Here is a 23437-nt window from a genome sequence, read left to right as displayed (position 1 = left end):
GAGTATTTGACAGTCAAACCTAGAGTTTAGACTTATACCTCAATCAAAACACCTCGCCCCTCAATCCCCGTTTTGAAGCCAGCACACAGAAGCTAGATTAGATTTTATTAAGCTTATAGCTTCAGAAGTATCTGCTAAAGAAGTTAAATCTCATGAAAAAAGGTTCCTGAATATCAGGTGCTGAGAAGTTATCAGTACCAGCGCTAGCTTCAACAATACCCGCAGTGTTTGTGGCTTTACTAGCAGATGCTTGCACTGCACTCGTAGCCATGTTTCCATCAGGATCGATGCTCATGGCATTAGTCATAGTACTTGCTGCTTCAGAATTTACTTCCGATACAGATATAATTGTAGAACGACTAGCCTTCATCGTTGTAAATGAGCCAGGTAAAGCCCATAAATCAAAGCTATCAAACATAATCGTTAACCTCCTTTGTTACTAATGGAACGAGTTAAAAACAATTTTAATTAGTGAAAAATTAACTATATTTTTGGCATAATTCGGTAACTTCGTATCGGATAACTTAGGCTCAGCGGACAATAATTGATAAAATAATTATCATAAAAGCGATGCAGCGCTGTTGCCTGTTGCCTGTTGCCTTTTGCCTTAAAATAATAAGCAAAGTACCTCACCCAAATAAGAACTGCTATATATTTGTTGAGTTACCCAATGAAACCATAAATCGCAAAGGCATCGTAGACAGAATGACCCGAGTAAAAACGATCCCTAGCCCTAGCCTCAGCTCTTGCCCTAGCTTCAGAAAAGAACTGGTCTACATCGGTAAAGCCTTTTACCGATGTATCGGTATGCTGACCGAAAGCATCGGCCTTACCATTAGCGGTAGCAATGCCAGGACCAGCTAAGGCTTGAGCATTAGTAAAAACAAAACCACCTAAAATAGGGTGGTCTTTTACCTTTAGCTCGAAATATTCTAATTCAGAAATTTTCATGAATGATTCTCCTGGTCAAATTAGGTAATAGTTAATTGTGATTGGGAGCATTTAAAAGCAACTAAATATAAAAGCAACTAAATATGATAAATTGGGAGCACCGTTTTCTGTAAGTACCGAGCAAGATGCTCCCACTACCAATTACGTCCTTATTTTACTCACCACAAGCAAAATGCTTCCACTACCAATTCACAAAAATGGGATGCTCCCATTGTGATTAATGCTGCGGAAAGATGTTACTGATTTTTGCTTCATCTTTCCGCAGCATTGATAGCCTTAAGTCTCAACGATTACTCTAAGCCGTTTTAGTAATAATGCTTCTTATTCTTAGAAGAACTAACAGATATTGTACTTAGGGTAGATTGAGAACCATGCTCAGTAGTGGTAGTACTGCCAGTGACGTTAGTGAAGGTCTCCTCACCAAAGGCTTGTGCGCGGCCATCAATCGTAGCTACGTTCTCTTCAATGTCAATACCGACGTTGATAAATTTGTTAAATCCGAAAGGTAAGTAAGGTTGGTAGTAGCCAGAGCCACCCACAACTTTGGGGTCTTCAGCAATAGTTTCTAAATGATTTAGATCAGAAATAATCATTATTTATTTATCTCCTTTTTGTTAATCAAAATGCTTAAATTACACTTCAATTAAACTATCCTTTTTCAAAATTATTGTCTCGCTAATTTGGCAATCAACCTATTTAATTACGGTTTGATATAACTACTGATAATTTAGTATATTGAAGTCAAAAAAATGAGTTATTCCCACATAAAAATGATTGTAATAATCTTGATATATAATTGAATTTAATGCATTATATTAGGATATGAAGACACCCAGGGTTACAAATTACTTAATCACAAAAAGTTCCTGATTAAGTACTAACGGCTGATAGCAGAGAAGCCAATACCTACAGACTTGGAACCAGTTACTCCACCTTGCTCAATAGTGATGAAGACGCTTTCTTGCTTAGTAGCAACGTTATTACCTTTATCGCTAGAAGCTTCAGATGTAACACCACCTGAAGCGGTAATACCATTAATGTCTACACGAGAGATAATGCTGGTATTGAAAATTTCGGTTTCGGTGATGTTGCTGGTGGTGTTGAAAACGCTGTTGACATTGTTGTTGAATGTGATTCCAGCAATAGTAGTACCACCTTGAACTTGGCTAGCGTCAACGGATTCTAGATGGTTTAGATCAGAAATAAGCATTGATTTTCTCCTTTTTTATTGTGGCTCTCCTAGAGTGGCTATGATAAATTAGTACAAAATAATCGCCATAGTCCTTGCTTAGTAAGCTCTTGAGTAATTTAAAAATGCAATTTTAATAAAAGCGATGCAGCGCGGTCTTGGGGGTTTCCCCCGGAGACAAAACCTTAGATAGTGGAGCCTTTATAGTTAGCAGGTTATGCAGAAAAGGGTTAACTATTTTTTAATAAGGCGACCCTATCTTACGGTAAATTCAAACCATGAGCGACTGCATCAAGACAATGTATTTTTAGTTTATTGAATCCCTTGCTATTTAAGGGGTTAAGCTCATTTAAACTACTAATTTACTATAATCAGTCTAGGAGAGCCTTTATTGTTAATAATGAATCAAGGCAAACGCATCTAAATTATAGAAACGTTACTCAGAAAAGATTTCAAACTTAATAAGTTAAAATACTTATCATATGAATCTCATATCCAGTAGGCATTTCAAAATAAGATGCGTTTACCCTGAATAATGAATCGAGGTTTACAAATTACTTAATTAGTAACTTGTCCTGATTAATTAATGACGGCTGATTCCAGAGAAGCCAATACCTACGGACTTGGAACCAGTTACTCCACCTTGCTCAATAGTGATGAAGACGCTTTCTTGCTTAGTAGCAACGTTATTACCTGCATCGCTAGAACCTTCAGATGTAGTACCACCTGAAGCGGTAATACCATTAATGTCTACGCTAGAGGTAATGCTGGTATCGAAAACTTCAGTTTCGGTGATGGTGCTGCTGGTGTTGAAAACGCTGGTGACATTGTTGTTGAATGTGATTCCAGCAATAGTAGTACCACCTTGAACTTGGCTAGCGTCAACGGATTCTAGATGGTTTAAGTCAGAAATAAGCATTGATTTTCTCCTTGTTGGTTGTTGATGATGAATCGAGATTTAGAAACTAATTAATCAGAAACTTTTCGTGATTAATTACTAACGGCTGATACCAGAGAAGCCAAGACCTACAGACTTGGAACCAGTTACTCCACCTTGCTCAATAGTGATGAAGACGCTTTCTTGCTTAGTAGCAACGTTATTACCTTGATCGCTAGAACCTTCAGATGTAGTACCACCTGAAGCGGTAATACCATTAATGTCTACGCTAGAAGTAATGCTGGTATTGAAAACTTCAGTTTCGGTGATGGTGCTGGTGGTGTTGAAAACGCTGGTGACATTGTTGTTGAATGTGATTCCAGCAATAGTAGTACCACCTTGAACTTGGCTAGCATCAACGGATTCTAGATGGTTTAGATCAGAAATAAGCATTGATTTTCTCCTTCTTTGTTGTTGATTTTATTTCTGTGGAGCAGCTTTGTTTTAGCTGTTGATATAACTATATCCATATTCCCCTAGGCATGTCTCGCCAATTTGGCTTCAAGCTTTTCTTTTTTGAAAATCACTGGATTTACTAAAAGGATGTAGTCAGCAGTAACCAATTCTGGATTATTTCAAAGATATTGGTAATATTTATGGGGTTTTAGTCAAGTAAATTATTATGAACAAACTTGTCATTATATCTAATATAAAAAAAAATGAACGCCACTTTGACTTGAGATTGATGCTTGACTCCTCCCACAACTAAAGAGTGACTAGTAACCGATTCTGAATTAGTTCAAAGAGATGGGTAATGTTGATGAGGTTTTATTGAAGTAAATTATTAGTAATGAGCGGGTTATTATATCTAATCTAATTAAAAAAATGAACGCCACTTTGGCTTGATATTGATGGTTGAATCATCCCACAACTAAAGTAGGTGCTAAAGTCCGTGGGATGTTGAGTCATTAGTTAATAGCAAAGGGAACAGCGGAGCAGGGAACAGGGAGCAGGGAGCAGGGAGCAGGGAGTGTGGGAAGTGTGAGGAGAGGGGGCGTGTGGGGCGTGTGGGAAGTGTGGGGAGATGGGGAGATGGGGAGATTAAATTAATAATGTGTAGCCCTGTGAGGGCTAAGAATTGGTATAACCTGAGTTCGATATAAGCGATCGCTTGACGAAAGAGTAAGAAATACAAGGGTTGGGCAACTAGGGTAGATTAAGGCTTTCAGGGTTACGTCGAACTTAGGTTAACTAGGGATTAGCCACGCTTAAACCCCTTAGATTAGGCCCGCTTAACCATTAACCGTGCCACCTAGCCCTAACCCTCAAAACTAAATTGACAAAGTACTAGGGCTGTTTTTACTAGGGCTATTTTTACTAGGGCTATCTTTCCTAGGGCTGTTTCATACCGGTCTGTGATCAGATCAAAAAACGCCTCGTCCATCAACACGGACAAGGCAGTTCTTAATGAATTAGTTTGACCACAGGCTTAGTCTGATCCGGTGTAGTGCTAAGCAGTAGTGGTAATGACAAGGAGCATGGGTAGGAAAATGATTACACCTGCTCACCACAGGGAAACCAAACAGTCTCGCCGTAAATAATCCGCTAATTTCTTGAGCATGGATTCCTCTTCTTCCAGTTCAGCGATCAACTGCTGTTCTTGATCCCCACCGTGGACCTGTGAGGTTTTCTTGCCAAGCTTCTCTACATAAGCCAGATCTTTGATCTGGCTCAAACGCTTCCGTGCATTCAAGGCTTTAGTGCCATTGTTCATCATACTAGCTTGCTTCTGTAAGATCATATCCCGGTTTTGTTTGAGCAAGCGGCTGTAGGTTCTAGAAGGCATGTAGTCTAGGGGGTTATGGCCCGCAAAGCGTAGCATCAACACACAAGCCCAAGAATACTTGCCATCAAGGATGGCTTCCTCGATCTCGCTAAACTTATCGGTATCCATCACTTTGTCGAGCTTGGTATTGGCAGAAGGAATACGATAGGTCATGGTTATTTCTGATCCTGTAAGTCTAAAGGTCAATAGTTTATAAGGTCGGGTGCAGTTAACTTGCAGATTTCAAGGAATTACTAGCAAGTTGACTACTAAGAATTAACGGTCAACTGTTAACCGTCAACGGAAAACGATCAGTCAGTGATGAAAATGAGACAACAGAGCACTATAGATCGATGCCACTTTTTTGCAGCTGTCGCATCGGATCCAATAAGAAATCGATAATCCGACGGCGGCGGATGATGATGTCAGCATTGGCGGTCTGACCAGCCTTAAACCGGATGATTTCATCATCTTCAATCACATAGTCACGGTCAAGGGACACTTTCACCTTATAGACTGAACCCATTACTTGATCAGCTTTAGCATCGGAAGAAATGGAAATCACCGTGCCTTTGATGATGCCGTAATCCTGATAGGGATAGGCATCAAATTTCACTTGCACCGGCATTCCTTCGTTAATAAACCCTGCCTCGCGAGTAGGCAAACTTGCCGATAGCACTAGGGGGGCACCTTGAGGAGCGATTTCGGCGATGCTATGTCCCGGTTGCACGACTTGACCAGTATTAGAAATGTTGAGGGAAGATATTATCCCATCCACTGGCGCTTTAAGAAACTTCTGTTTGAGCCTGGTTTTAGCAGTATTGACCAGGGTTTCATTTTCAGAAATTCTAGCTTTGATTTGGGTCAGTTCCACTTCCAACTGTTGAATTTTCTGCTGTGCTTCTAGGCGAGTGGTGCGTCCCGTCGCTTGCCGATGCTCTAATTCTGCCTCTAGTCGTTTGATCTCTGCTAAAGTTTGTTGTAGCTCACCTTGGCTTTGACTAGTCGCCGCTTCGCGATCGCGTATACTTTGCTGAGCTTGAAAGATTTGTTCGCGAGTACTCAAACCCTCTTGCAGTTTGCTTTCGGTAACAGCACTTTGGCTAGCACGAAAGCTTTGTTCTGCTTGAAATACCTGTTCTTTGGAGATTGCTCCTTCTGCCAACAGAGGCTTAAGATTATCGAGTCGTTCTTTAAGAGCCACTACATTAGCCCGCCGTTGCTGGAGCAGTTCTTGGGCTGTCGCCTGCACCAGCTTCATCCGTTGTAATCGTTCGCGATTAGCGGCTTTAGCTAACTGATGTTGAATGATTTGTTGTCTAATTGCCGATGCACTAGCTTGTGCTCGTGCGATCGCAGCTTGTTGTGCTTGAACTTCTGCTTGGGTAATCTGCTCACGAGTTTCTGCTTCCAGACGGGTTCTTTCAAGCAGTCCTTGCATCTGAACTAACTTAATCCGGTCGGCATTAAGCACTTTCTCTAAACGCTCTACTTCCTGAGTAGCAAGCTCTGTATCCAGTTCCACCAAGACTTCCCCAGCTTTAACCGCTTGCCCTTCTTTGACCTTAATACTAGCAATCTTCCCTGGCTCAATCGGGTCAACTTTATAAACGTCCCCTTTTGGCACTAAGCTTCCATGAGCTTTACCGACTTCATCAATCTGCCCAAACGTTGCCCAAGCCACAAATATCGTACAGAAGCTTAACCCACCCAACATCAGCAGCCGGGGAAGGTTCGCCGGAGGCTGGTCAAGGGTAGTTTGTATGGAGGTTGACCATTTGGACGTACTAGGAGCATTGGCAGTATTGGTTCCTACCTCTGTGCTGGGTGAGGCTACAGGCTCTTGGTCATAATCAGGTCTCAGGCGACCTGATGGCATTAAAACGACGTTACCCTGACGACTCGTAGCCGCCTCAGGTGGGGAGTTGATTGGTTTTGCTTGTGTCATGGTGGTAGATCACGCTAAATTAACATTTTAGGGAAATGACCAATGTTTTGGGAAAGTCAGCGGCCAATTCTCTTGCTGCCCTTAGCTTCGCGGGGCGAGTTTGGCATTGTTGGGCAGACCGAAATCCTTGGCATTACCTGACTCTACTTGGCCCTTTTTCAGATAGCTTCAATGCACCCCAAGATCAGAACTTAAACCCTTCCCCTTTAAGTAGCCGTCGGTCGGTCAAACCGCTTGGCTGAGCACGCTGTGAGGTGTGGACTTGAGCAACCTAACCCCTAGGGTTAGGCTCTCCAAGTTACCTCCGTCTCACCTTTGGTGGGGTAAATGGGAATCAATTAAACAAAGGAATGGAATTAAACAATCCTGTGAGTGTGCGTCATGGGGGATTCTCAGGGGATTCTAAACGGTTGCGCTTGAGATGGGTGTGGAGCCATATCTAAACACGTTTTTCTCCCCTTCTGTTCACACAGGGGTTTTCCACTTTTCTGATAAAAGATCAATTTCATCTGAGTATGTTGCTAAATTGGCAGATTTTTGTTTTTTTTTTACAAAGCTTGACATAGCGATAGCTAGCTTCAAATTTCATTTGTCCTTAGTCATTATTCCTTTTCACATCACTGTGTTGCCAAATTGGCAAATTTTTACATAGTTTGATATAGTCATAAGTAGCTTCAAATTTTATTAGTCATTAGTCCTTTGTGACTAACCAGGGTCTGTTGGTATTTACAAATGACTAATGACTAAATAACTAATAACTAATAACTCATGACTAATGAGCACTTGTTAACGATATATTAAAGATCTAGCTGCTGCTGCGCTAGATGATAGTAAAGACCTTGACGATCCATGAGTTCCTCATGGTTGCCTTTCTCGACCAGAACACCTCGGTCTAGGACAAGGATGCAGTCAGCATTGCGCACTGTAGAGAGGCGGTGGGCGATGATGAAGGTAGTGCGATCGCGACTAATGCGAGCTAAGTTTTGTTGAAAGCGGCGCTCGGATTCTGTATCTAGGGAGCTAGTCGCTTCATCCAGAATCAGAATCTTGGGGTTGCCCAATAGGGCTCGGGCTATGGCAATCCTTTGTCGCTGTCCACCAGAAAGGGTAGATCCTCGCTCTCCGACTTTAGTATTATATCCCAAAGTCATACCTTGAATAAAGGCATGGGCTTCTGCTAGTTTAGCTACCTCTACGGCTTGATCCAGGCTGAAATCTGGTCGGTAGAGAGTGATATTTTCGACAATTGTCCCCGAGAACAAGAAACATTCTTGGGGTACCACACCCATTTGAGAGCGCAAGGATTGGGGAGAAATATGGCGGATATCGTGTCCATCTATCAAAATACGACCATTAGTCGGATGATAGAGACCTTGGAGTAGCTTCACCAAGGTACTCTTGCCCGAGCCACTGCGCCCCACTAGAGCTATGGTTTCTCCAGCCTTAACGTGTAGGGAAATATTCTGTAGGATATTGCGATCCTCATCCTCCGAGTATCGGAAGGTAACATCTTCCAATATTACATCACCCTTAATCTCAGGTAGAACCAGCATCGGTTCTTGAGGATTCTCCTCTGGCTTAGCAGATAAGACATCATTCAGCCGTTCTACAGACACCAAGATTTCTTGAAACTCATCCCAAAGATTCACTAGAGCCAAAATTGGACCAGTCACTCGGCCAATGAGCATATTAAACGCGACATACTGACCGATAGTGAGCTGCTCACTAATTACTAAGCTAGCGCCAAACCAAAGTAAAGCGGTGCTGCTGAGAGTATTAATTAGAGAACTAATTGACCCCAACCCGTTCGCTAGGTTTCTACCTTTAAATTGTACATTCAACTGATTGGTGAGGCGATCTTCCCAGCGCCAGCGCACTTCTTGTTCCGAAGCCGCCGTTTTTACAGTAGCAACTCCTGACATCATTTCCACTAACATAGAATTTTGTTGGGCTGCTTCTTTAAAGATTTCCCTGGACACCTGACGTAGAAAGGGACTGGCGATCACAGTCAAGATGGCGATGGGTAAAATCGTTGCCAGCACCAGGACAGTTAGACGCCAATTGTAGTAGAGCATCAGTCCAATATAGACAAACACCATCACCACATCTAGCCAAGTAGCAATCGCTTGCTGAGTTATAAAACCCTGAATTTTTCCAGTTTCCTGAATTCGGGTCAGGATATCCCCCACCTGGCGGGATTCAAAAAACTTCAGAGGTAAGGTCAGGGTATGGTTTATGAACCCACTGACGAAGGTGAGACTAAGCCGATTAGAAAAGTAGTCGAGTAAGTAGCGTCTGGTTATACTAACCCCAATCGTCCAAATGCCAAAGATGATTAGACCAATGGAGAAGACATTGAGAGTGACCAGGCTTCTGTTGACAATCACCCGGTCAAGAATGATCTGGGTAAATAGGGGACTAATCAGACCAAAAACCTGAAGGATGAGGGTAGCGAGGATAATTTGCAGCAGAACTGAGCGATGGGGCCATAGCAACCCCCAAAACGGCCCTAGAGAGCGTTTGTCGCTGGGAGTAACTGCTAGTTGGGGAGTTGGATCCAATAGCATGGCATACCCAGTCCAACCTTGGAGAAAGTCTTTGCGAGGAAGCGATCGCTTCCCCACTGCTGGATCTGCAACAAGTACCTTATTACCCTTTACTTGGTAGACAACAATATAGTGATCTCCTTCCCAGTGAGCAATCCAAGGATTACTCCGATCGGCTAAGCGACCTAAAGAAGCCCTGACTGGACTAGCTTGAAAGCCTAAACTTTCTGCTGCTTTAGATAAACCTTTGAGGGATGAACCAGAACGGCCCACTCCTGCCAGTTCCCGCAGGGAGTTGAGAGCAAACCGTTTACCCCAATACTGCCCAATCATGGCTAAGCAGGCAGCACCACAATCCGAGGAAGCTTGCTGCTCAATAAAAGGATAGCGCTGCCAAAACCTTAGGAATTTCCAACCCTGCTTTGCTGGTTTAGGAAAATCAAAGCTTTCTGACTGACTGGGTTCAAGGGGCGTTTGTTGCTTAGGAGGTTCTAAAACTCGCCGAGTCGGTCGTGCTCTAGTCTGGTTTGGATGTGGTGACGGAGTATGGGTCTTGTTAACTAGGCGTTGATGGGATGGAGATTTACCGTCACCATTTTTAGCAGTTTGCCTGTTCTCCTGATCTGGTGAGTCCGTGGAGTTAGCCAAAACTGGTGCGATCGCGCAAGCCGCTTGCCAATGCTCTTGAGGCAGCTGGTAAAGCAATACATCAGTTTGGGCAATCCAATCTGTTGGTACTGGCATCGGATATCCCCAACTTTCTCCGATGCTAGGAAATGGAGCAGAGGAATTTGCCTCTGTTCCTTCTGGCGTTCCGATTTGACCACTACGTAGCCAGCAATGCCCAGCTTGGGAAGAGGACACCAGAGACTCCCCAGCCTCAATGCGTGTTTCTACGATGTAGGGCAACAGTTGATTTAGGGTAACAGCGTTAAGGGTACGCAATTTGGTCAAAGTCTTGAAGAAAATTAGGCATTGCCGGTGCTGGGCTTGTTTCCCCAGGATTTCCGACCACTTTGGCAACCTTTCCAACCAAGGCAAGAGTTGATTTAGCGAAATACGAGCAACTTGTCCTGAACTCGCTGCGATCGCTCTGTAAGGATAGGATAGACTACCTAAGAGATCATAGGCACCAAAGGTTTCCCCTTCTTCGAGTACCTGTATGGAAACCTCCCGCTGTTTTTCAGCATCAAAGCCTAGTAGTCGTACCCGCCCCTGACAAACTAGGTAAAGATATTGGTGATCTTGTTCAATCTCAACAGAATCTTGGGATAGCTCTGGTTTAGTATAGGCAATGATTTTATCCCCTAGCTGGAAGTGATCAAGGTCAAATGATTGACTAAATTCATAGTTGAGCTTTGGATCAACTGAGTCTAGGGTCAAGCTTTGAAGCACTACTGATAAATTGCTAGCAGGGTCTGGGTTGATGGCAGACGGTGGTAACCCATGCTCTGCCGAATCCCTGATTATATTCTTCATATGTTAAACATTGAAAATTGATTTTTAACAATTAACCATTTACAATTAACCATTTACAATTAACTACATTTAGTTAGCTAATAACTTAGGGTTTGTCAAGTCATTAACCGGCTCTTTACCAATAATTCACAAAAAATTCACCAAAACTTTAAGTAAACTTCATTTAAACTTTAAATTACCCCTATAGCATCTGGTGTAAAGTAAACCAAGACGGGTAGGGGGTAGGGAGATAGGAGGTCAAGTCTGAGTCAGATCATCAAGCCAATAGATGTCAGCTAGATGCAAGCAGATAGGGCGGTTGATGCGAGTGCAGTTCAACAGATTAAAAGGGAAGACGTTGACAAGTAGGCTCTGCATCAATCATCCATCAATAATCCATCCAACTGACCTAGGCAGGTGGGTTTTGTTCAGACTTGATGAATCTCCCAACTTTCCCGCTTAGCTGACTAGACCTTACTAACAACCTGTGATTGTGAGACAGGGGTTTTGCCAACTGGATGCTTACCAGCTTGACTATTTTCTTTGATTAACCGATTGTAGGTTCGGTAAGGGATGTAATGGAGGGGGTTGTAGCCAGAAAAACGCAGAACTAACACACAAGCCCAAGAATACTTGCCTGCGATGATAGCTTCTACGACCTGGTTAAGCTGCTCATTAGTCATGACTTGTTCAGAGCTCGTAGAGGTTGATGTTGGTTGAGATGTTCTACTAGTTGATGGTCTACTAGTTATTGAAAGCAATTTTTTGGCCATGGTAATCACCCAGAATTAACGACATCTTGTAATGGTCTATACCCAACTGGCAAAGGGAAGTTGCCAGTTCACCGGGGTAATAATTAAGCCTTGGAACAGGTTAAAGATTATTGCAATTGCGACCCATCTCTTACTATGGGGTTTTAGCTCATAGTTCTTGGTCTAAACATTGTATAAACACGCTTTGCATAAACACGCTTTGCATAAACACGCTTTGCTGCTACAAACTACCGTGGGGGACAATAACAAACTCTCAATCCAAGGATTAATCGGTGGCACATGTTGAGGCTCATTTACTCAACATATGCCACCGTGAACATTGGCCACAATGGATTCAACAACTGCTGGAGTAGAACAGAATTGAGTTTGAGATCAATTACCAACTTAAATACTTGCCAGTGGGGTGGGATTTTTCCAATCAGCCCCATATCAGTCCCTTGTAATGCGGGCAGAGCAGTGATTGCAGTTATGTCACAGAAGACTTTCAGGAGATTGAACATCCCTTGCAGTAAGCTGATTTCCCCCTTTTTGGCTCCCACCGATACTGATACGTTTGACGATAGCACATCATTCCGGAAATAGCTGCTATCCTGTTCAATGGCTTCAGTGCCAACACCCGTGTCGGAGGTGTCAGATGTAAGAGCCCTCAGCAATCTGTTCGAGATAGTTAACCCACAGCACTGCCAGCCATGGCTAGGGTCGTCAGTGGGATTTAAACCTACTGCTTTCAGGTTCAATTTGCTAAGCACCCCTGAAAAGCTCTTATTAAAAAGCTGGATTAGAGAACGCGGCGATGGCTTCCGCTTTCCTAATGGTATGTTCATGAGTATGTCGGATAATTTTTTCAAAGTTGATGCTGTTGTGACACCTAATGTTACACCTAATTTTTCACAATACCAGAGGCTTCCCTAAATAGACTAAGCGCAGATGTAGTGAAACATTGATCCTATTTCAGGCCCGTTACAACAACAAATACAAACCCTTATTAAATTCCTCTGTCTTTAGACAGAACACTTTTCTGTTGTCTGGAGTAAATCCCCAAACACCTAGACACCGAAACAGATGAGCACCTGAATTTACAAATCTTCTAGAGTTTTTATCTAGAGTTTCTGTGTGGCTAACTGCTGAGCTGAGCGCTTTAAGTATATCTACTCAGCCTTAGCTCCATAAAGGCGATAGCGTCTAGCCTGAAGTAGTTACAAGTTCTATTAAAAAAGCTGGCCGAGTGAGCTGAAACAATAAAATCACGCTTCTTGAGCATAGTTACCCTCTTTGATTATTTCAAAAAAGACAAATCCAAAATTGGATTAGTTTGGCTGTAAGGTTGATGAAGTTATATTTCACGCCGATGCTCTTGAACGTGAAACTTTGTTCATCTACAAAAGGAAATCTAGTAAATTCGAGGGGTGGTTGTCAAGCGAAAACTCACATTTATTTTAGACATTCACATTTTATTCATATTTTCTTCACAAAATGACCAAGATTACGCAAATTTCACAGAATCTTCACGTAATCTTGAGTAAACTGACAAGGAAATCTAGGAGCTAGATGTCACCCTACTCAACTTAAAGGGAAATTTCATGAAATCTTTACTATATCTTTACTAAAACTTGCTCCAGCCCCAATGTAAATTTTTGTGACAAATATCATGGTCAATCTGCCCCCTCTGTCCCCTCTTACGGTCTATTCTCCCTCTGGGGCTAGTGAACTAAGGGACTTCGTCAAGTGTAGTCGGCTCAGTGACCAATTACCATTTACCAATTACCGTCAATCATTGCATGAATCAGCAACGCCCTCCCTATTGCCGATCCTCTTGGCTTTATGACGTCATAGAGATTGCGATAGTTGAACATCGGAGGTGGCATCAGGGAAAGCCAACCACAACATTGACTCATCTGTTACGTTAATACCCCGTCGAAGTGTTAAAATCAACCATCATCTGTCTTTTTACTAACCTATTCCTATGAGGCGGTTAAGACAACTCTTCCAAAAACTTAGAGATGCAGGCAAAGATGAGAATTTCTTATACGGGCTAAATCTGTTCGAGGGTTTTGTTTCCAAAGTTCTCTCTTTGGTGATGGTGGTGGTAATATTGGTGGCACTTAGTAGCCTAGTTATTTCACTAGTTAAAGAAATAACCAATCCAGAAGCAATAGTTTTGAGCAAAACACTTTTCAAAATATTTGGACTGTTTCTAAATATTCTCATTGCACTAGAAATTTTAGAGAATATCACCGCTTATCTGCGAAAACATGTTATTCAACTTGAGTTAGTTGTTGTTACGTCTTTAATTGCCGTTGCCCGTAAAATCATTATTCTTGACCTGAAAACAACTTCTGGAAGCCAGGTAATTGGATTAGCAATTGCAATTATATCTCTATCAATTAGTTACTGGATTATACGGAGTACTAGCACAAGAAAACATTATTAATGAATAATTTTGAGAATATTATGACTAATTTTTTCCAATTTGAAGCGGATTTTGTGGATTCTTTACGCTGTATTCCTATGCAAGTGCGAATGAAATTAGACACTTGCGGCATCAAACTTAAACTGAGCCACTGGCATCAGTTTAATCAACAAGAGCGTCAGCAACTGGTAGAGTTACCCTGCACTACGACCGAGTCAATCCAAAAGTATGGAGACTATGTTCAACAGCTAGTTATAAACTATACAGGAAAACCGGCTTCTAATTTACCGGTTGATCCCCAAGCTCCCTGGATGAATTCTCAGGTAATTCCAGCTACCGTGGCGGAAAAAGCTATGGAATTTGGAGTCGTAGTAACTACTCAACAGTGGGCAGCACTAACTCCGATCCAACGTTTTGCCCTGATTAAACTGACGCGCCCTAGTCATGAAAACAAAAACTTTTTACCAGCACTCAAGGAATTCCAATTAGTTGTTGTTGACAGTTAACCTACCCGATAAGGGAAGCATCAGGGGAACACCCTTTAAAAAACTCAGAGCAAGTCAAATATGCCGATTAAATCTCGATTAGCTTAACTGCTAGAAGTACCTACCTGATCTACCATGACCTGATCCCGACAAGACTGGTTTTGGGCTTTCTGTATTAGCTCTCGCATTTGATCAACATTATCTAAGGCTGAATTAAGCTGGCTTTGACGTAATTCTGATGATAGGTTAGACTGGTTAAGTAGGTTTTCTAGAATAGCTTGAATAGTGTTGAGCAGGATACACAGTTGATAATCTTGACTGGTACCCAAGTTACTTTTGGGATATTTGAAAGCCTCACACTGTTGGGAATGATTTAATCCTTGACCCTCTATCGGTTGTGACAAAATCACTGTTAGTTCTCTGTTTTGGTCTCTGTTGGGTGGCTCTGATTGATGATTAAAACTATCTCCTGATAAAGCGATCGCATTTTCTGGAACCTCCCCAGACTGCTCACCAGGGGTAATCGCTTTGTGGGATTTGTTAACAGATTCTTTTGCTGGGTCTAATTGCTCAACGGTTTGCTGCAATGTCTCCACAATGCCATACATTTCCATTGGGTCAAACACTCGCAGCAGGGTGGTTTGGGTGACAATACCGATTCCTTGACCCCAATTCCAAGACACCACCAATCGCCGCACACGACGCTTTTGCATTTCCTGATGAGCTGTCCATAGAGAATCTTCAGGACTCAGCAGAAATAGAGGTGTACTCATGACATCCTGAGCCTGGACTTTAGACAAATTCAGCTTGAGAGACTGAAATTGGACAATATCCCGCTCTGTGACAATCCCCACTGGCATACAGCTATCCTCTCCATGGTCGGAGGTAATCACCACACAACTAACTCGGTGCTTATTCATGAGTCGGGCTAAACTCAATACTGAGACAGTTGGAAGGGCATTAACCACCTGGGGGGTCATCACTTCTGATACCCGCCGTAACTTGAGCAGATTAGCTGGTCGCAATACCTGGCGAATTCGCTCTGGTGAAACAACACCCACGAGCTGACCGTGATCATCGACAATTGGTAAGTGGCGAATCCGATACCGACGAAATATGAATAAGGCGGCAAAGATATCCCGACAAGCAGTTTGAGGAAACGTAATCACAGGCTGTGCCATGACCTCAGCTACTGTTACCTCTTCAAAGTTAATTCCATTAGCTGTTAGCCGGACAATATCCCGCTCAGTAAAGATTCCCAGCAACTGGTCTGAGTGCATTATCAAAACGCAGCTAGACCGTGGCTCACGAATGCTGAGCTGGTCTGACGGTGAGTGGAAATTCGGCAATGAACAACTTTTGCCTCCCTCCTGACTCATCAAAGCAATTATGTCTATTAGGAGAGTATCAGGAGCAACGATCAAAGGCTGATGGTCAATTGCCTCTTCTAGGGTTGGGGCGCAGATAAGTCGGTCGTTGAGTTGCATAATTGATTTGATGGGTGAACTTCCTTGACCTACGACCGCCGCCAACCGCTACAAACTATGGCGCTGGTGTCATGGCGCTGGTGTCTTTACTGAGACTGCTCAGTCAAGGATTTTTATTTTGTCTTGCCAGCGGTTGCGCGATGAAGCGAACGCGCCCCGCGTGGCCTACGGCCTCAGCTTCCGCGCTTGAGCGAACGCATATCCATGAACTGCTTAACCATCAAGACAAAACCCATAAAGATACTGGTAACCTTGGGTTTTGTAGAGGGATGTTACGGACAAATCCCACAAATCCAGAAATAATATGCACATAACTTGTATAAAGGTATATAATAAATAGATGTTACAGCAAAATCATCTTTAATCCTTATATGACATAGCTTTTGGCTTTCAGAGGTGGCCAGGGATACTGGGACTTTAACCATTTGGGCTTAGGGGCAAATAATTAGGCATTGCTGACCTAGCTTGGCAATTGTCCGATGGGATTGTCCGATGGGATTGTCCGATCAGGTACCCTGGCTTATCTAACGTTCTGTTTAAGGTATTCTAACTACTTTACCAGCTTGGAGCTTACTGATTTACTTACTGATTTAAGTTCCCTTGACTGGGTTTTTGAGGCAAAGTAGACACCCTAGGGGTTCTACCGTATAGCCGGTCTAAAACCCGCTTAACCGAGATCCGTTTCCACTGCTGACCACGCTTGGTTGTATAGCCATGCTGATTGAGCCAGTTAGCGATTTGTTGTAATGACTTGCCCGATTTATGGTGACGGCGAATTAACTCAATTACATGCTGTTCTTGGGGATCATCCACCAACTCACCATTTAGGGCCCGTTGACCGAAGGCCGGTGAACCATAACCTGCATAGCCACCCATAGTTGCCTTCGCTTGTCTACCTTGGTTTAGCCTTTCGATCAGGCTATCCCATTCCAATTTCTCAGCAGCCATAACTTAATGCATCAAGCAACTTCATAACAACCATGGTAAACCAAACTATAGCCTTAGCCATCCTGGTTATTACAGCTATTACAACCGATTAACCGCCCTTCTTTATTAAAGGAAGATAAAAGGGGTAACCATGTTGAGTGTTATTGACTTTTTACCCTTTACCGTTGACTATTAGTTTGTGGTAGTTTTTCAAAATTTAAGGAATATATCATGAGTACAGTTGCTTACATCAAAGACAGTGAATTTAAGTCAGTTTTAACCTCTGAAGTTCCAGTCGTCGTTGATTTTACAGCCCCTTGGTGTGGGCCATGTCGTAAAATTGCTCCTTTAATGGATAAACTGGCTGAAGACTACAAAGATCGGGTTAAGGTCGTAAAAATCGATATTGATGCCGACAAAGCTACTGCCAAAAATTACAGTATTCGTAGTATTCCTGCTGTGCTGATTTTTAAGGGCGGTGAGGTGGTATAAACTATTGTAGGAATTGCTCCCTATGATAAATTTACTGCCGCACTTGAACAGCAACTTTAGGTTTAATTAAAAACATAAAAATAAAAAAAATTTATGAATTATGAGTTTAATTATGACTTATTTCCTTCAAGCAATGACATCTAAATGAGGAGAATCGGCAATGGAGACAACTCAATCAGTCCGATGTCCCAACTGTGGTAATATGGCTCAACGTTACTACTTAATCGGTTCTCAAGCATCACATTATGCTTGTGCTGGAGACCAGGTCACCAAAACTGAATGCCCAGGTTGTGACTATTTAATGGTAATCTGTTCTGTGAGCGGTAATGTGATTGAAGCTTACGCACCAGGTAGACAAGTTATGGCTAATTCGGACAAATTTCCCGAAGTAGTGCAGGGAGAAAGTCCTGCTCTTATAGAAGTAGGGATTAATCGCCGCAACAGGTTAGTGGCTAGTAGAAAATATCAATTAACTACTGTAGGGTAAAACAGGTAAGCTATCAGCTAATAGCTGATAGCTTATGGCAAAAGGGGACTGGGCTCTATATTTTTTATATGATTTCAATAATAGACAGTTGAAAGGCACAACAGCTGAAAGGCACAACAGCTTATCGAGTATACTGCTGAATTTTGGCTTGAGCTCTGGGATAGGCGGAGGTACCTTCAGGAATCTGTCTCAAATAATCCAAAGCCTTAGTGTAGTTGTTCAAAACAGCTTGATTATCAGCCATCTTTAATAGATAGTTAGCCCGAATTTCTTGCTTAGCGGTATAGTCAACAATTTTTTCCTGAGCCTTCGGATAGGCATCGGTATGTTTAGGAATTTTTTTCAAATATACCAATGCACCGGTAAAGTCTTGCTGAGCGGCTCGATTGTAAGCCTGCTGAAGAAGAAAGTTCGCTTTGATGTTTCGCTTTTGAGTGTACTCCGGAATTTTTTGTTGAATTGTAGCGTAGGCTTTTGTTCCTTTTGGGATTTGTTTAAATGTGTTGAGTGCACCAGTAAAGTCTCTATCGATAGCCTGGTTGTAAGCTTGCTCTAGTAACTGGTAAGCTTCCTGCTCAAGATTGGCTTGAGCTTGGCTGACCATAGGTTGTATTTGCTGTTGCCAGAAGACAATATTAGGAATCTGACTAGCCTGCTCAACTACTTCTAGCCATTTCTGTTGCTCAAAGGCGGTTTTGATCTGGGGGAATAGGGCTTTGGCATCTTGCCAATCTTTTTTCCACTGAGCGATCGCACTTTGAGCATCTTGATAGTTTTCACTATCTTCGGGTATCGATTTTACCAGCTTCAGCGCTGCGTCTAAATCCCCTTCCTGGTACTTTTGCTCAGCCTGTGCTAGCTTAGTTTCTGCCTGGTTGCCACCCGATGAGAACAAGTAGCCTCCAGCTACTACTAACAAGGCTACAGATGCGGAAACTCCCATGGCGGTGAGATTAAGTCCACTAGACCTTCTGGTAGGAATAGTAGGCACAGAGGGATAATAAATGTCTTCTGTTTCCTCTGCTTCCTCTGTTTCCTCTGTTTCCTGTGTTGGAAGAGTCTCTGGTTCAATTGGCTCACGCAGAGTATCGTCAGTTTTTAGTTTGTAGGGGTTTGGGGATGTTGGTGGTGCTGAAGACATTGGTAAGTTTATAGATGGTTTAGAACTAGTTAAGGAATCGAGTGCCTCCAAAATCTGATCAGCAGACTGGTAACGGTCTTTGAAGTAATAGCGCACCATCTGCTGAATAATGGCAGCGAAATCTTTAGTGACTGTGGCGTAGTCCTGCCAAAGGGCTTCTCCGGTTAATGGGTCTTCTTCTAGCTGTATGGGTTTGAGTCCTGTGAGTGCCTCAATGCCAATCATCCCTACAGCATATAGGTCACTACAGGGACGAGGTTTACCCAGAACCTGCTCTGTTGGTATATACCCGAATGCGCCCAAGGCCGCTATGGCACTAAATTGAACACCAACTAATGGTGTGCGCACCTGCTTAATACCGCTAAAGTCAGTTAAAACTAATTTGCTATCCTCTGATCGTCTGATTAGATTGTCTGGCTTGATATCACCATGAATCACCCCTTGGCGATGGACAAATGCCAAAATCTCTAAAACCTCTTGTAGCAGATTGATTACTCTGCTTTCACTCCAGGGTTGATTGAGTTCCTCACTCAGGGGTCGTCCAGGGATGAAATCTTGAACTATGTAGAAGCTATGGTCAATTTCTAGACAATCTAAAATTTTGGCAACTTGGTCATGCTGACAGATAATCTCCAAAATTTTAGTTTCACGATGAAATATATCTTTTGCAGCTTGCCAGGAGTCAGGGTCATCAGTAACAGGACGGAATTGTCTAACAATACATTCGGGATTTCTGGGTCGGTAAGTGTCTAGCGCAATACAAGTTTGACCCCAGCTCACACGGTTAAGGATTTCAATAACTTGATAACGTCCATTGATTAACTGTTCTGGTCCTGCTCCTGGGCTAAACGCTAATCTAGACATACGCTTCTTACTAACCGCTTACGTTGATGTTTGCTGTGAAAGTGTTGATGGTGCTTCCATCGCAAGGAGAGCAATAGGCCGAAGGTGCCGAAGAATGGAAGAATGGAAGAATAAAGTATTTCTGATCTCCGTGATCTGAGCTATCTCCCGTATCTGGCCGTCAGACTAGATACTATTGAGCAGATTAAACAGGCCTTAGGGGGGGACAGATAGTAGAGACGGTAGAATTTGCCAAGAGTTTCAGATCAGCCATCACGAATGCCTCAGATCCGTTAGAGACTCCTCAATAAAAGTCACACTTAATGTATTCTTCAGCCATCAGCTACTCGATCCGGATGGTCAGAAACAAGCTCTGTGCAAAGGGCTGATGGGATAATGGTATGATGGGATAATTGGGTGATATGTAGTATTCTTTGTTCGATGTTATATTGCTGTTTGCCCTTTTGCCTTTATGCTGGAGAAGGGGCGATAGTAACACAAGCATGACCATTCATCAAAAACAATCAATCCAAATTGCCGTTGTTGGAGACATTCATCAACTGTGGGAACCGGAAGATGCTATAGCTCTTGAGCAGTTGGGTGTGGATCTAGTCTTATTTGTCGGGGATTTCGGCAATGAGGCGGTGGATATAGTCCAGATGATTGCTGCTATTGACCTACCCAAGGCAGTGATTATGGGAAACCATGATGCTTGGTATACTGCCTCGGAATGGGGAAGGAAAAAGTCTCCTTATGACCATGAAGTAGAAGATAGGGTACAGCAACAGTTGGACTTACTGGGGTCAACCCATGTGGGTTATGGTTACCTTGACTTCCCAGATTTGAATCTCTCTGTAGTTGGTGCTCGCCCTTACAGTTGGGGTGGGCAAACTTGGCGCAATAAGAAGTTTTACAGGGAACAGTATGGAATTAATAGCTTTTCTGAATCAGTTGAGCGCATTCTAGCAGCAGTCCGTAGTGCGGCTTACGAAACGGTAATCTTAATCGGTCATAATGGTCCGACGGGACTAGGTGATCAAGCAGAAGCTCCCTGTGGTAAAGACTGGTATCCTGCTGGTGGTGATCATGGGGACCCGGATTTGGAAGATGCGATCGCAAAAACCTATTCCTTGGGTAAAAACATTCCCTTAGTCACCTTTGGTCATATGCACCACATCCTAAAGCACACCAAAGACCGACTACGAACCATGATTGTTACTAGTCCGGAAGGGACTGTATATTTAAATGCAGCCAGTGTCCCTCGAATTATCGAAACCGATACAGACCGATTGCGGAATTTTTCGATAGTGTCTCTCAAAGGCGGTATAGTGGATCAAGTCTCCCTGGTCTGGGTGGGTAAGGATTACTCAGTGGTATCTGAAGAATTGCTTTACCAGGCTTCTGAAGCGTTGCTGGTATAAAACAAAGTTTTTAACTGGCTAGAAATAGTCGCCATCCGAGCCCACGGATTGTTAATATAGATTTGCCTGGAGAGGTGGCAGAGTGGTCGATTGCACTCGACTTGAAATCGAGCGAGCCGAAAGGCTCCGGGAGTTCGAATCTCCCCCTCTCCGTTTTATATTTTATATTTGTTAACAGTTGAGACTTGAGGGTTGACGGTCAACCCTCAAATTTTTTTTCTTGATGCAAAGGGCGAGTCAGAAAGTAGGTTTAAGTTCATGTAGGGTGGGCAGTGCATCAGACAGATAATGAAGCTTGCAAAGCACGTTGGTAGGCACTGCCCACCCTACGATTCATGACAATGGTGCAAGATCTCAGTTCACGTAGGTTTAGTTTGCTCCATTGCCCATAAATCCCATTACTAGGCTGTCCGGAGCCAGGAAATGACTCAAATGATAAGCTCGCTCTTCAGTCTTGAGCAAGATTTTCTCATAGAGATAGCGGGTGGCTCGATCACCTAGGCTTTCTGCTTGAGCGGCTTGACTGCGTACTAACTGAATGATTGACTGCTCAGCTGCTAAGTCATGCTCTACCATCTGGCGAGAGTTGTAAACTCCATCAGATTCAGGAGTGAAGCAGCACAATTCAGCTAATTTGGCAAAACTAGTAGCTGGAATTCCTCCTAGTCCATTCAAACGCTCTCCTAAGTCATGGACATGATCTTGAGCATCGTCGTAGCTTTCTTCAAAGAACTTATGCAAGGAGTAAAACTCTGCTCCTTCCACAACAAAGTGGTGTTTTTGATATTGCAGGTACAACCCTTGGAAGCTGGCTAAAGCAATGTTTAATCCTTCACAAACTGGGGTGGTAACGTTTTTTTCCAGCAAAATTGGATTGTCAGCAATTTCACCAAAGGAGCGTAGTAGACCCTGAGTTGTAGACATAATAGTGTTCTCCTATCGTTTTCATTAAGTGTAGCTTATTGCCAGGCTTTTATGTAGGCTAACACATATCATTTTATTTAACCTAGACTCTCAAAGGTCCCTAATAACACAATTTTTAACTTCTTCAGAACCTCTGTTGACGATAATTTGTGATAGATTAGTTGAGAGATATTTTCTATTAGTCACGACTCCGTGAACGGGATTTGTCTTGGTTAAATCGGATTAAACCCAGCACATTGCCAAGATTCAGTCCACAAAAATGGCCATTTTTAAGGTTGATTAAAGAAAAACAGTTTTCCTAGAGGTAAATAACTATGTCTAAGTTGAAAGAGCCAGTCTCAGAGTTTAGTGTAGTAGGACAGTTATTAGACTTTGTCATTAAGGATGGCTATAAAATCAAGTACTTAAGAATTACTGTTTCAGATATCGAATATTGGATTAAGTTATCTAAACCTCTCAGAGAGAACTTAGATCCAGCCATTATCCCTGGGGCGTGGATTGAGGTGAGTGGCACCAGTAAACTAAAGCTCAAAACTGGAAAACTTAAACTGAAAGCCTATGAGGTGAACCTTGCTGCTCCCCCCCACCAGCAGCCAACAACTGTTTTGGTTCCCAAAACTCCCACCCGCAAAGCGAGCATTTTAGTTTGTCAGAAATCCAGTTGTCGGAAACGGGGGGGTCAAGCGGTCTGTAATGCGATCGCATCGAGTTTAAAGGACCATGGTTTAGAAGACCAAGTCAAGATTAAAGAAACTGGCTGCCTCAAACAGTGCAAACATGGCCCTAACCTAGTGATGATGCCAGACAAAGCTCGCTACAACCAAGTGGCTCCCCAGCAAATTCCCACCCTGATCGAACGACACTTTGTCTAAAACATTGCTCTAGTATTAATCATGGGGAGATGGGCAGGATGGTTTGATTCTCCTAAGCACGCCCTCAGGCTAAAGCCTGGGGTGACATGAGTCTAGTCCACCTAGGTGACGAAATTTTTCTTTTATACTCGACACGGGCATCAACTCTGCTTTCTATCTTTTCTCCCCTCTGATTAATACCAAGTTGCCTTCATACCTAGCACTTTCTTCCCATCACCCCATCACCCCATCACCCCATCACCCGATCTCCCTATCGATTTCCCTAGCATTGAGGTGATTCGCCAACAGGAGCATAACTTGCTATGGAGGGTTTTCAAGTTTTTCAAAAAATAATTGATAATTTTTTTTGTTTATGTGATAATCTACTCTGTAAAGACGATA

Annotated in this window: 22 protein-coding genes and 1 tRNA gene; 8 read left to right on the top strand and 15 right to left on the bottom strand. The window is 42.9% G+C overall.

Annotated features, from left to right (window positions below):
* Positions 1-121 precede the first annotated feature (121 nt).
* The 8 genes from F6K53_RS19815 to F6K53_RS19780 form a co-directional block, all read right to left on the bottom strand.
* On the bottom strand, positions 122-418 hold the full coding sequence (locus F6K53_RS19815; RefSeq protein WP_293047323.1) for a hypothetical protein: 297 nt from the start codon (positions 416-418) through the stop codon (positions 122-124).
* Positions 419-663: 245 nt separating this feature from the next.
* Positions 664-951 carry a hypothetical protein gene (locus F6K53_RS19810; protein WP_293047321.1) on the bottom strand — a complete coding sequence of 96 codons (288 nt, stop codon included), beginning with the start codon at positions 949-951 and terminating at the stop codon, positions 664-666.
* Positions 952-1256: 305 nt separating this feature from the next.
* Complete coding sequence (locus tag F6K53_RS19805) at positions 1257-1544, bottom strand: hypothetical protein (RefSeq protein WP_293068146.1); 288 nt, start codon at positions 1542-1544, stop codon at positions 1257-1259.
* A 284-nt stretch (positions 1545-1828) separates the two neighbouring features.
* Positions 1829-2161 carry a hypothetical protein gene (locus tag F6K53_RS19800; RefSeq protein ID WP_287249001.1) on the bottom strand — a complete coding sequence of 111 codons (333 nt, stop codon included), beginning with the start codon at positions 2159-2161 and terminating at the stop codon, positions 1829-1831.
* Positions 2162-2723: 562 nt separating this feature from the next.
* Positions 2724-3059 (bottom strand): hypothetical protein, encoded by a 336-nt coding sequence (locus tag F6K53_RS19795; protein ID WP_293038915.1) that lies wholly within the window; start codon positions 3057-3059, stop codon positions 2724-2726.
* Positions 3060-3137: 78 nt separating this feature from the next.
* On the bottom strand, positions 3138-3470 hold the full coding sequence (locus F6K53_RS19790) for a hypothetical protein (RefSeq protein ID WP_293038913.1): 333 nt from the start codon (positions 3468-3470) through the stop codon (positions 3138-3140).
* A gap of 1111 nt (positions 3471-4581) precedes the next feature.
* Positions 4582-5016 carry a HetP family heterocyst commitment protein gene (locus tag F6K53_RS19785; RefSeq protein WP_293038909.1) on the bottom strand — a complete coding sequence of 145 codons (435 nt, stop codon included), beginning with the start codon at positions 5014-5016 and terminating at the stop codon, positions 4582-4584.
* A gap of 169 nt (positions 5017-5185) precedes the next feature.
* Positions 5186-6790 carry an HlyD family efflux transporter periplasmic adaptor subunit gene (locus F6K53_RS19780; RefSeq protein WP_293068154.1) on the bottom strand — a complete coding sequence of 535 codons (1605 nt, stop codon included), beginning with the start codon at positions 6788-6790 and terminating at the stop codon, positions 5186-5188.
* A 35-nt stretch (positions 6791-6825) separates the two neighbouring features.
* Between F6K53_RS19780 and F6K53_RS19775 the strand changes: the two genes are divergently transcribed.
* Complete coding sequence (locus tag F6K53_RS19775) at positions 6826-7032, top strand: hypothetical protein (protein WP_293068157.1); 207 nt, start codon at positions 6826-6828, stop codon at positions 7030-7032.
* Positions 7033-7587: 555 nt separating this feature from the next.
* On the opposite strand, the gene F6K53_RS19770 is transcribed toward F6K53_RS19775, so the two are convergent.
* From F6K53_RS19770 to F6K53_RS19760, 3 genes are all read right to left on the bottom strand, one after another.
* Positions 7588-10815 (bottom strand): peptide cleavage/export ABC transporter, encoded by a 3228-nt coding sequence (locus F6K53_RS19770; RefSeq protein WP_293081781.1) that lies wholly within the window; start codon positions 10813-10815, stop codon positions 7588-7590.
* 446 nt (positions 10816-11261) lie between these two features.
* Positions 11262-11567, bottom strand: coding sequence for a HetP family heterocyst commitment protein (locus F6K53_RS19765; protein ID WP_293024719.1), 306 nt, complete (start codon positions 11565-11567; stop codon positions 11262-11264).
* Between the two features lie 293 nt (positions 11568-11860).
* Complete coding sequence (locus F6K53_RS19760; protein WP_293068164.1) at positions 11861-12316, bottom strand: hypothetical protein; 456 nt, start codon at positions 12314-12316, stop codon at positions 11861-11863.
* A 1214-nt stretch (positions 12317-13530) separates the two neighbouring features.
* On the opposite strand from F6K53_RS19760, the gene F6K53_RS19755 reads away from it, so the two are divergent.
* Entirely contained in the window at positions 13531-13998 is a 468-nt protein-coding gene (locus F6K53_RS19755; RefSeq protein ID WP_293038901.1) for a phosphate-starvation-inducible PsiE family protein, read from the top strand.
* Positions 13999-14018: 20 nt separating this feature from the next.
* Positions 14019-14483 carry a nitrate reductase associated protein gene (locus tag F6K53_RS19750; RefSeq protein ID WP_293024725.1) on the top strand — a complete coding sequence of 155 codons (465 nt, stop codon included), beginning with the start codon at positions 14019-14021 and terminating at the stop codon, positions 14481-14483.
* A gap of 83 nt (positions 14484-14566) precedes the next feature.
* Here F6K53_RS19750 and F6K53_RS19745 read toward each other — a convergent pair whose 3' ends face one another.
* Both F6K53_RS19745 and F6K53_RS19740 read right to left on the bottom strand, forming a co-directional pair.
* On the bottom strand, positions 14567-15949 hold the full coding sequence (locus F6K53_RS19745; RefSeq protein WP_293068173.1) for a CBS domain-containing protein: 1383 nt from the start codon (positions 15947-15949) through the stop codon (positions 14567-14569).
* A 582-nt stretch (positions 15950-16531) separates the two neighbouring features.
* On the bottom strand, positions 16532-16897 hold the full coding sequence (locus F6K53_RS19740; RefSeq protein ID WP_075895665.1) for a recombinase family protein: 366 nt from the start codon (positions 16895-16897) through the stop codon (positions 16532-16534).
* 210 nt (positions 16898-17107) lie between these two features.
* On the opposite strand from F6K53_RS19740, the gene trxA reads away from it, so the two are divergent.
* A complete protein-coding gene (gene trxA, locus F6K53_RS19735; RefSeq protein WP_293068177.1) occupies positions 17108-17368 on the top strand; it encodes a thioredoxin in 261 nt (86 codons plus the stop codon).
* Positions 17369-17528: 160 nt separating this feature from the next.
* Positions 17529-17855, top strand: coding sequence for a hypothetical protein (locus F6K53_RS45935; protein ID WP_364302668.1), 327 nt, complete (start codon positions 17529-17531; stop codon positions 17853-17855).
* A 121-nt stretch (positions 17856-17976) separates the two neighbouring features.
* Here the strand turns inward: F6K53_RS45935 and F6K53_RS19725 are convergent, their stop codons facing one another.
* Entirely contained in the window at positions 17977-19860 is a 1884-nt protein-coding gene (locus tag F6K53_RS19725; protein WP_293068180.1) for a protein kinase, read from the bottom strand.
* A gap of 482 nt (positions 19861-20342) precedes the next feature.
* On the opposite strand from F6K53_RS19725, the gene F6K53_RS19720 reads away from it, so the two are divergent.
* Entirely contained in the window at positions 20343-21260 is a 918-nt protein-coding gene (locus F6K53_RS19720) for a TIGR04168 family protein (protein ID WP_293068183.1), read from the top strand.
* A 68-nt stretch (positions 21261-21328) separates the two neighbouring features.
* Positions 21329-21413 (top strand) — tRNA-Ser (locus F6K53_RS19715).
* Positions 21414-21629: 216 nt separating this feature from the next.
* On the opposite strand, the gene F6K53_RS19710 is transcribed toward F6K53_RS19715, so the two are convergent.
* Positions 21630-22184, bottom strand: a complete 555-nt coding sequence (locus F6K53_RS19710; RefSeq protein WP_293026416.1) for a Dps family protein — start codon at positions 22182-22184, stop codon at positions 21630-21632.
* 314 nt (positions 22185-22498) lie between these two features.
* Between F6K53_RS19710 and F6K53_RS19705 the strand changes: the two genes are divergently transcribed.
* Complete coding sequence (locus F6K53_RS19705) at positions 22499-23056, top strand: (2Fe-2S) ferredoxin domain-containing protein (RefSeq protein ID WP_293068185.1); 558 nt, start codon at positions 22499-22501, stop codon at positions 23054-23056.
* Positions 23057-23437 lie beyond the last annotated feature (381 nt).

Source organism: Moorena sp. SIO4A1 (assembly GCF_010672065.1).
GTDB lineage: Bacteria > Cyanobacteriota > Cyanobacteriia > Cyanobacteriales > Coleofasciculaceae > Moorena.
Note: the sequence above shows the minus strand (reverse complement) of the source record. Positions and strands in the feature narration are given on the sequence as shown.

Excerpts from the sequence above, each read along its gene's own strand:
- F6K53_RS19795 (WP_293038915.1), bottom strand. The coding sequence starts at position 3,059 with ATGCTTATTTCTGACTTAAACCATCTAGAATCCGTTGACGCTAGCCAA.
- F6K53_RS19720 (WP_293068183.1), top strand. The coding sequence starts at position 20,343 with ATGACCATTCATCAAAAACAATCAATCCAAATTGCCGTTGTTGGAGAC.
- F6K53_RS19765 (WP_293024719.1), bottom strand. The coding sequence starts at position 11,567 with ATGGCCAAAAAATTGCTTTCAATAACTAGTAGACCATCAACTAGTAGA.
- F6K53_RS19745 (WP_293068173.1), bottom strand. The coding sequence starts at position 15,949 with ATGCAACTCAACGACCGACTTATCTGCGCCCCAACCCTAGAAGAGGCA.
- F6K53_RS19815 (WP_293047323.1), bottom strand. The coding sequence starts at position 418 with ATGTTTGATAGCTTTGATTTATGGGCTTTACCTGGCTCATTTACAACG.
- F6K53_RS19755 (WP_293038901.1), top strand. The coding sequence starts at position 13,531 with ATGAGGCGGTTAAGACAACTCTTCCAAAAACTTAGAGATGCAGGCAAA.
- F6K53_RS45935 (WP_364302668.1), top strand. The coding sequence starts at position 17,529 with ATGGAGACAACTCAATCAGTCCGATGTCCCAACTGTGGTAATATGGCT.
- F6K53_RS19810 (WP_293047321.1), bottom strand. The coding sequence starts at position 951 with ATGAAAATTTCTGAATTAGAATATTTCGAGCTAAAGGTAAAAGACCAC.
- F6K53_RS19710 (WP_293026416.1), bottom strand. The coding sequence starts at position 22,184 with ATGTCTACAACTCAGGGTCTACTACGCTCCTTTGGTGAAATTGCTGAC.
- F6K53_RS19780 (WP_293068154.1), bottom strand. The coding sequence starts at position 6,790 with ATGACACAAGCAAAACCAATCAACTCCCCACCTGAGGCGGCTACGAGT.
- F6K53_RS19770 (WP_293081781.1), bottom strand. The coding sequence starts at position 10,815 with ATGAAGAATATAATCAGGGATTCGGCAGAGCATGGGTTACCACCGTCT.
- F6K53_RS19775 (WP_293068157.1), top strand. The coding sequence starts at position 6,826 with ATGACCAATGTTTTGGGAAAGTCAGCGGCCAATTCTCTTGCTGCCCTT.
- F6K53_RS19725 (WP_293068180.1), bottom strand. The coding sequence starts at position 19,860 with ATGTCTAGATTAGCGTTTAGCCCAGGAGCAGGACCAGAACAGTTAATC.
- F6K53_RS19805 (WP_293068146.1), bottom strand. The coding sequence starts at position 1,544 with ATGATTATTTCTGATCTAAATCATTTAGAAACTATTGCTGAAGACCCC.
- F6K53_RS19740 (WP_075895665.1), bottom strand. The coding sequence starts at position 16,897 with ATGGCTGCTGAGAAATTGGAATGGGATAGCCTGATCGAAAGGCTAAAC.
- F6K53_RS19800 (WP_287249001.1), bottom strand. The coding sequence starts at position 2,161 with ATGCTTATTTCTGATCTAAACCATCTAGAATCCGTTGACGCTAGCCAA.
- F6K53_RS19750 (WP_293024725.1), top strand. The coding sequence starts at position 14,019 with ATGACTAATTTTTTCCAATTTGAAGCGGATTTTGTGGATTCTTTACGC.
- F6K53_RS19785 (WP_293038909.1), bottom strand. The coding sequence starts at position 5,016 with ATGACCTATCGTATTCCTTCTGCCAATACCAAGCTCGACAAAGTGATG.
- F6K53_RS19790 (WP_293038913.1), bottom strand. The coding sequence starts at position 3,470 with ATGCTTATTTCTGATCTAAACCATCTAGAATCCGTTGATGCTAGCCAA.
- trxA (WP_293068177.1), top strand. The coding sequence starts at position 17,108 with ATGAGTACAGTTGCTTACATCAAAGACAGTGAATTTAAGTCAGTTTTA.
- F6K53_RS19705 (WP_293068185.1), top strand. The coding sequence starts at position 22,499 with ATGTCTAAGTTGAAAGAGCCAGTCTCAGAGTTTAGTGTAGTAGGACAG.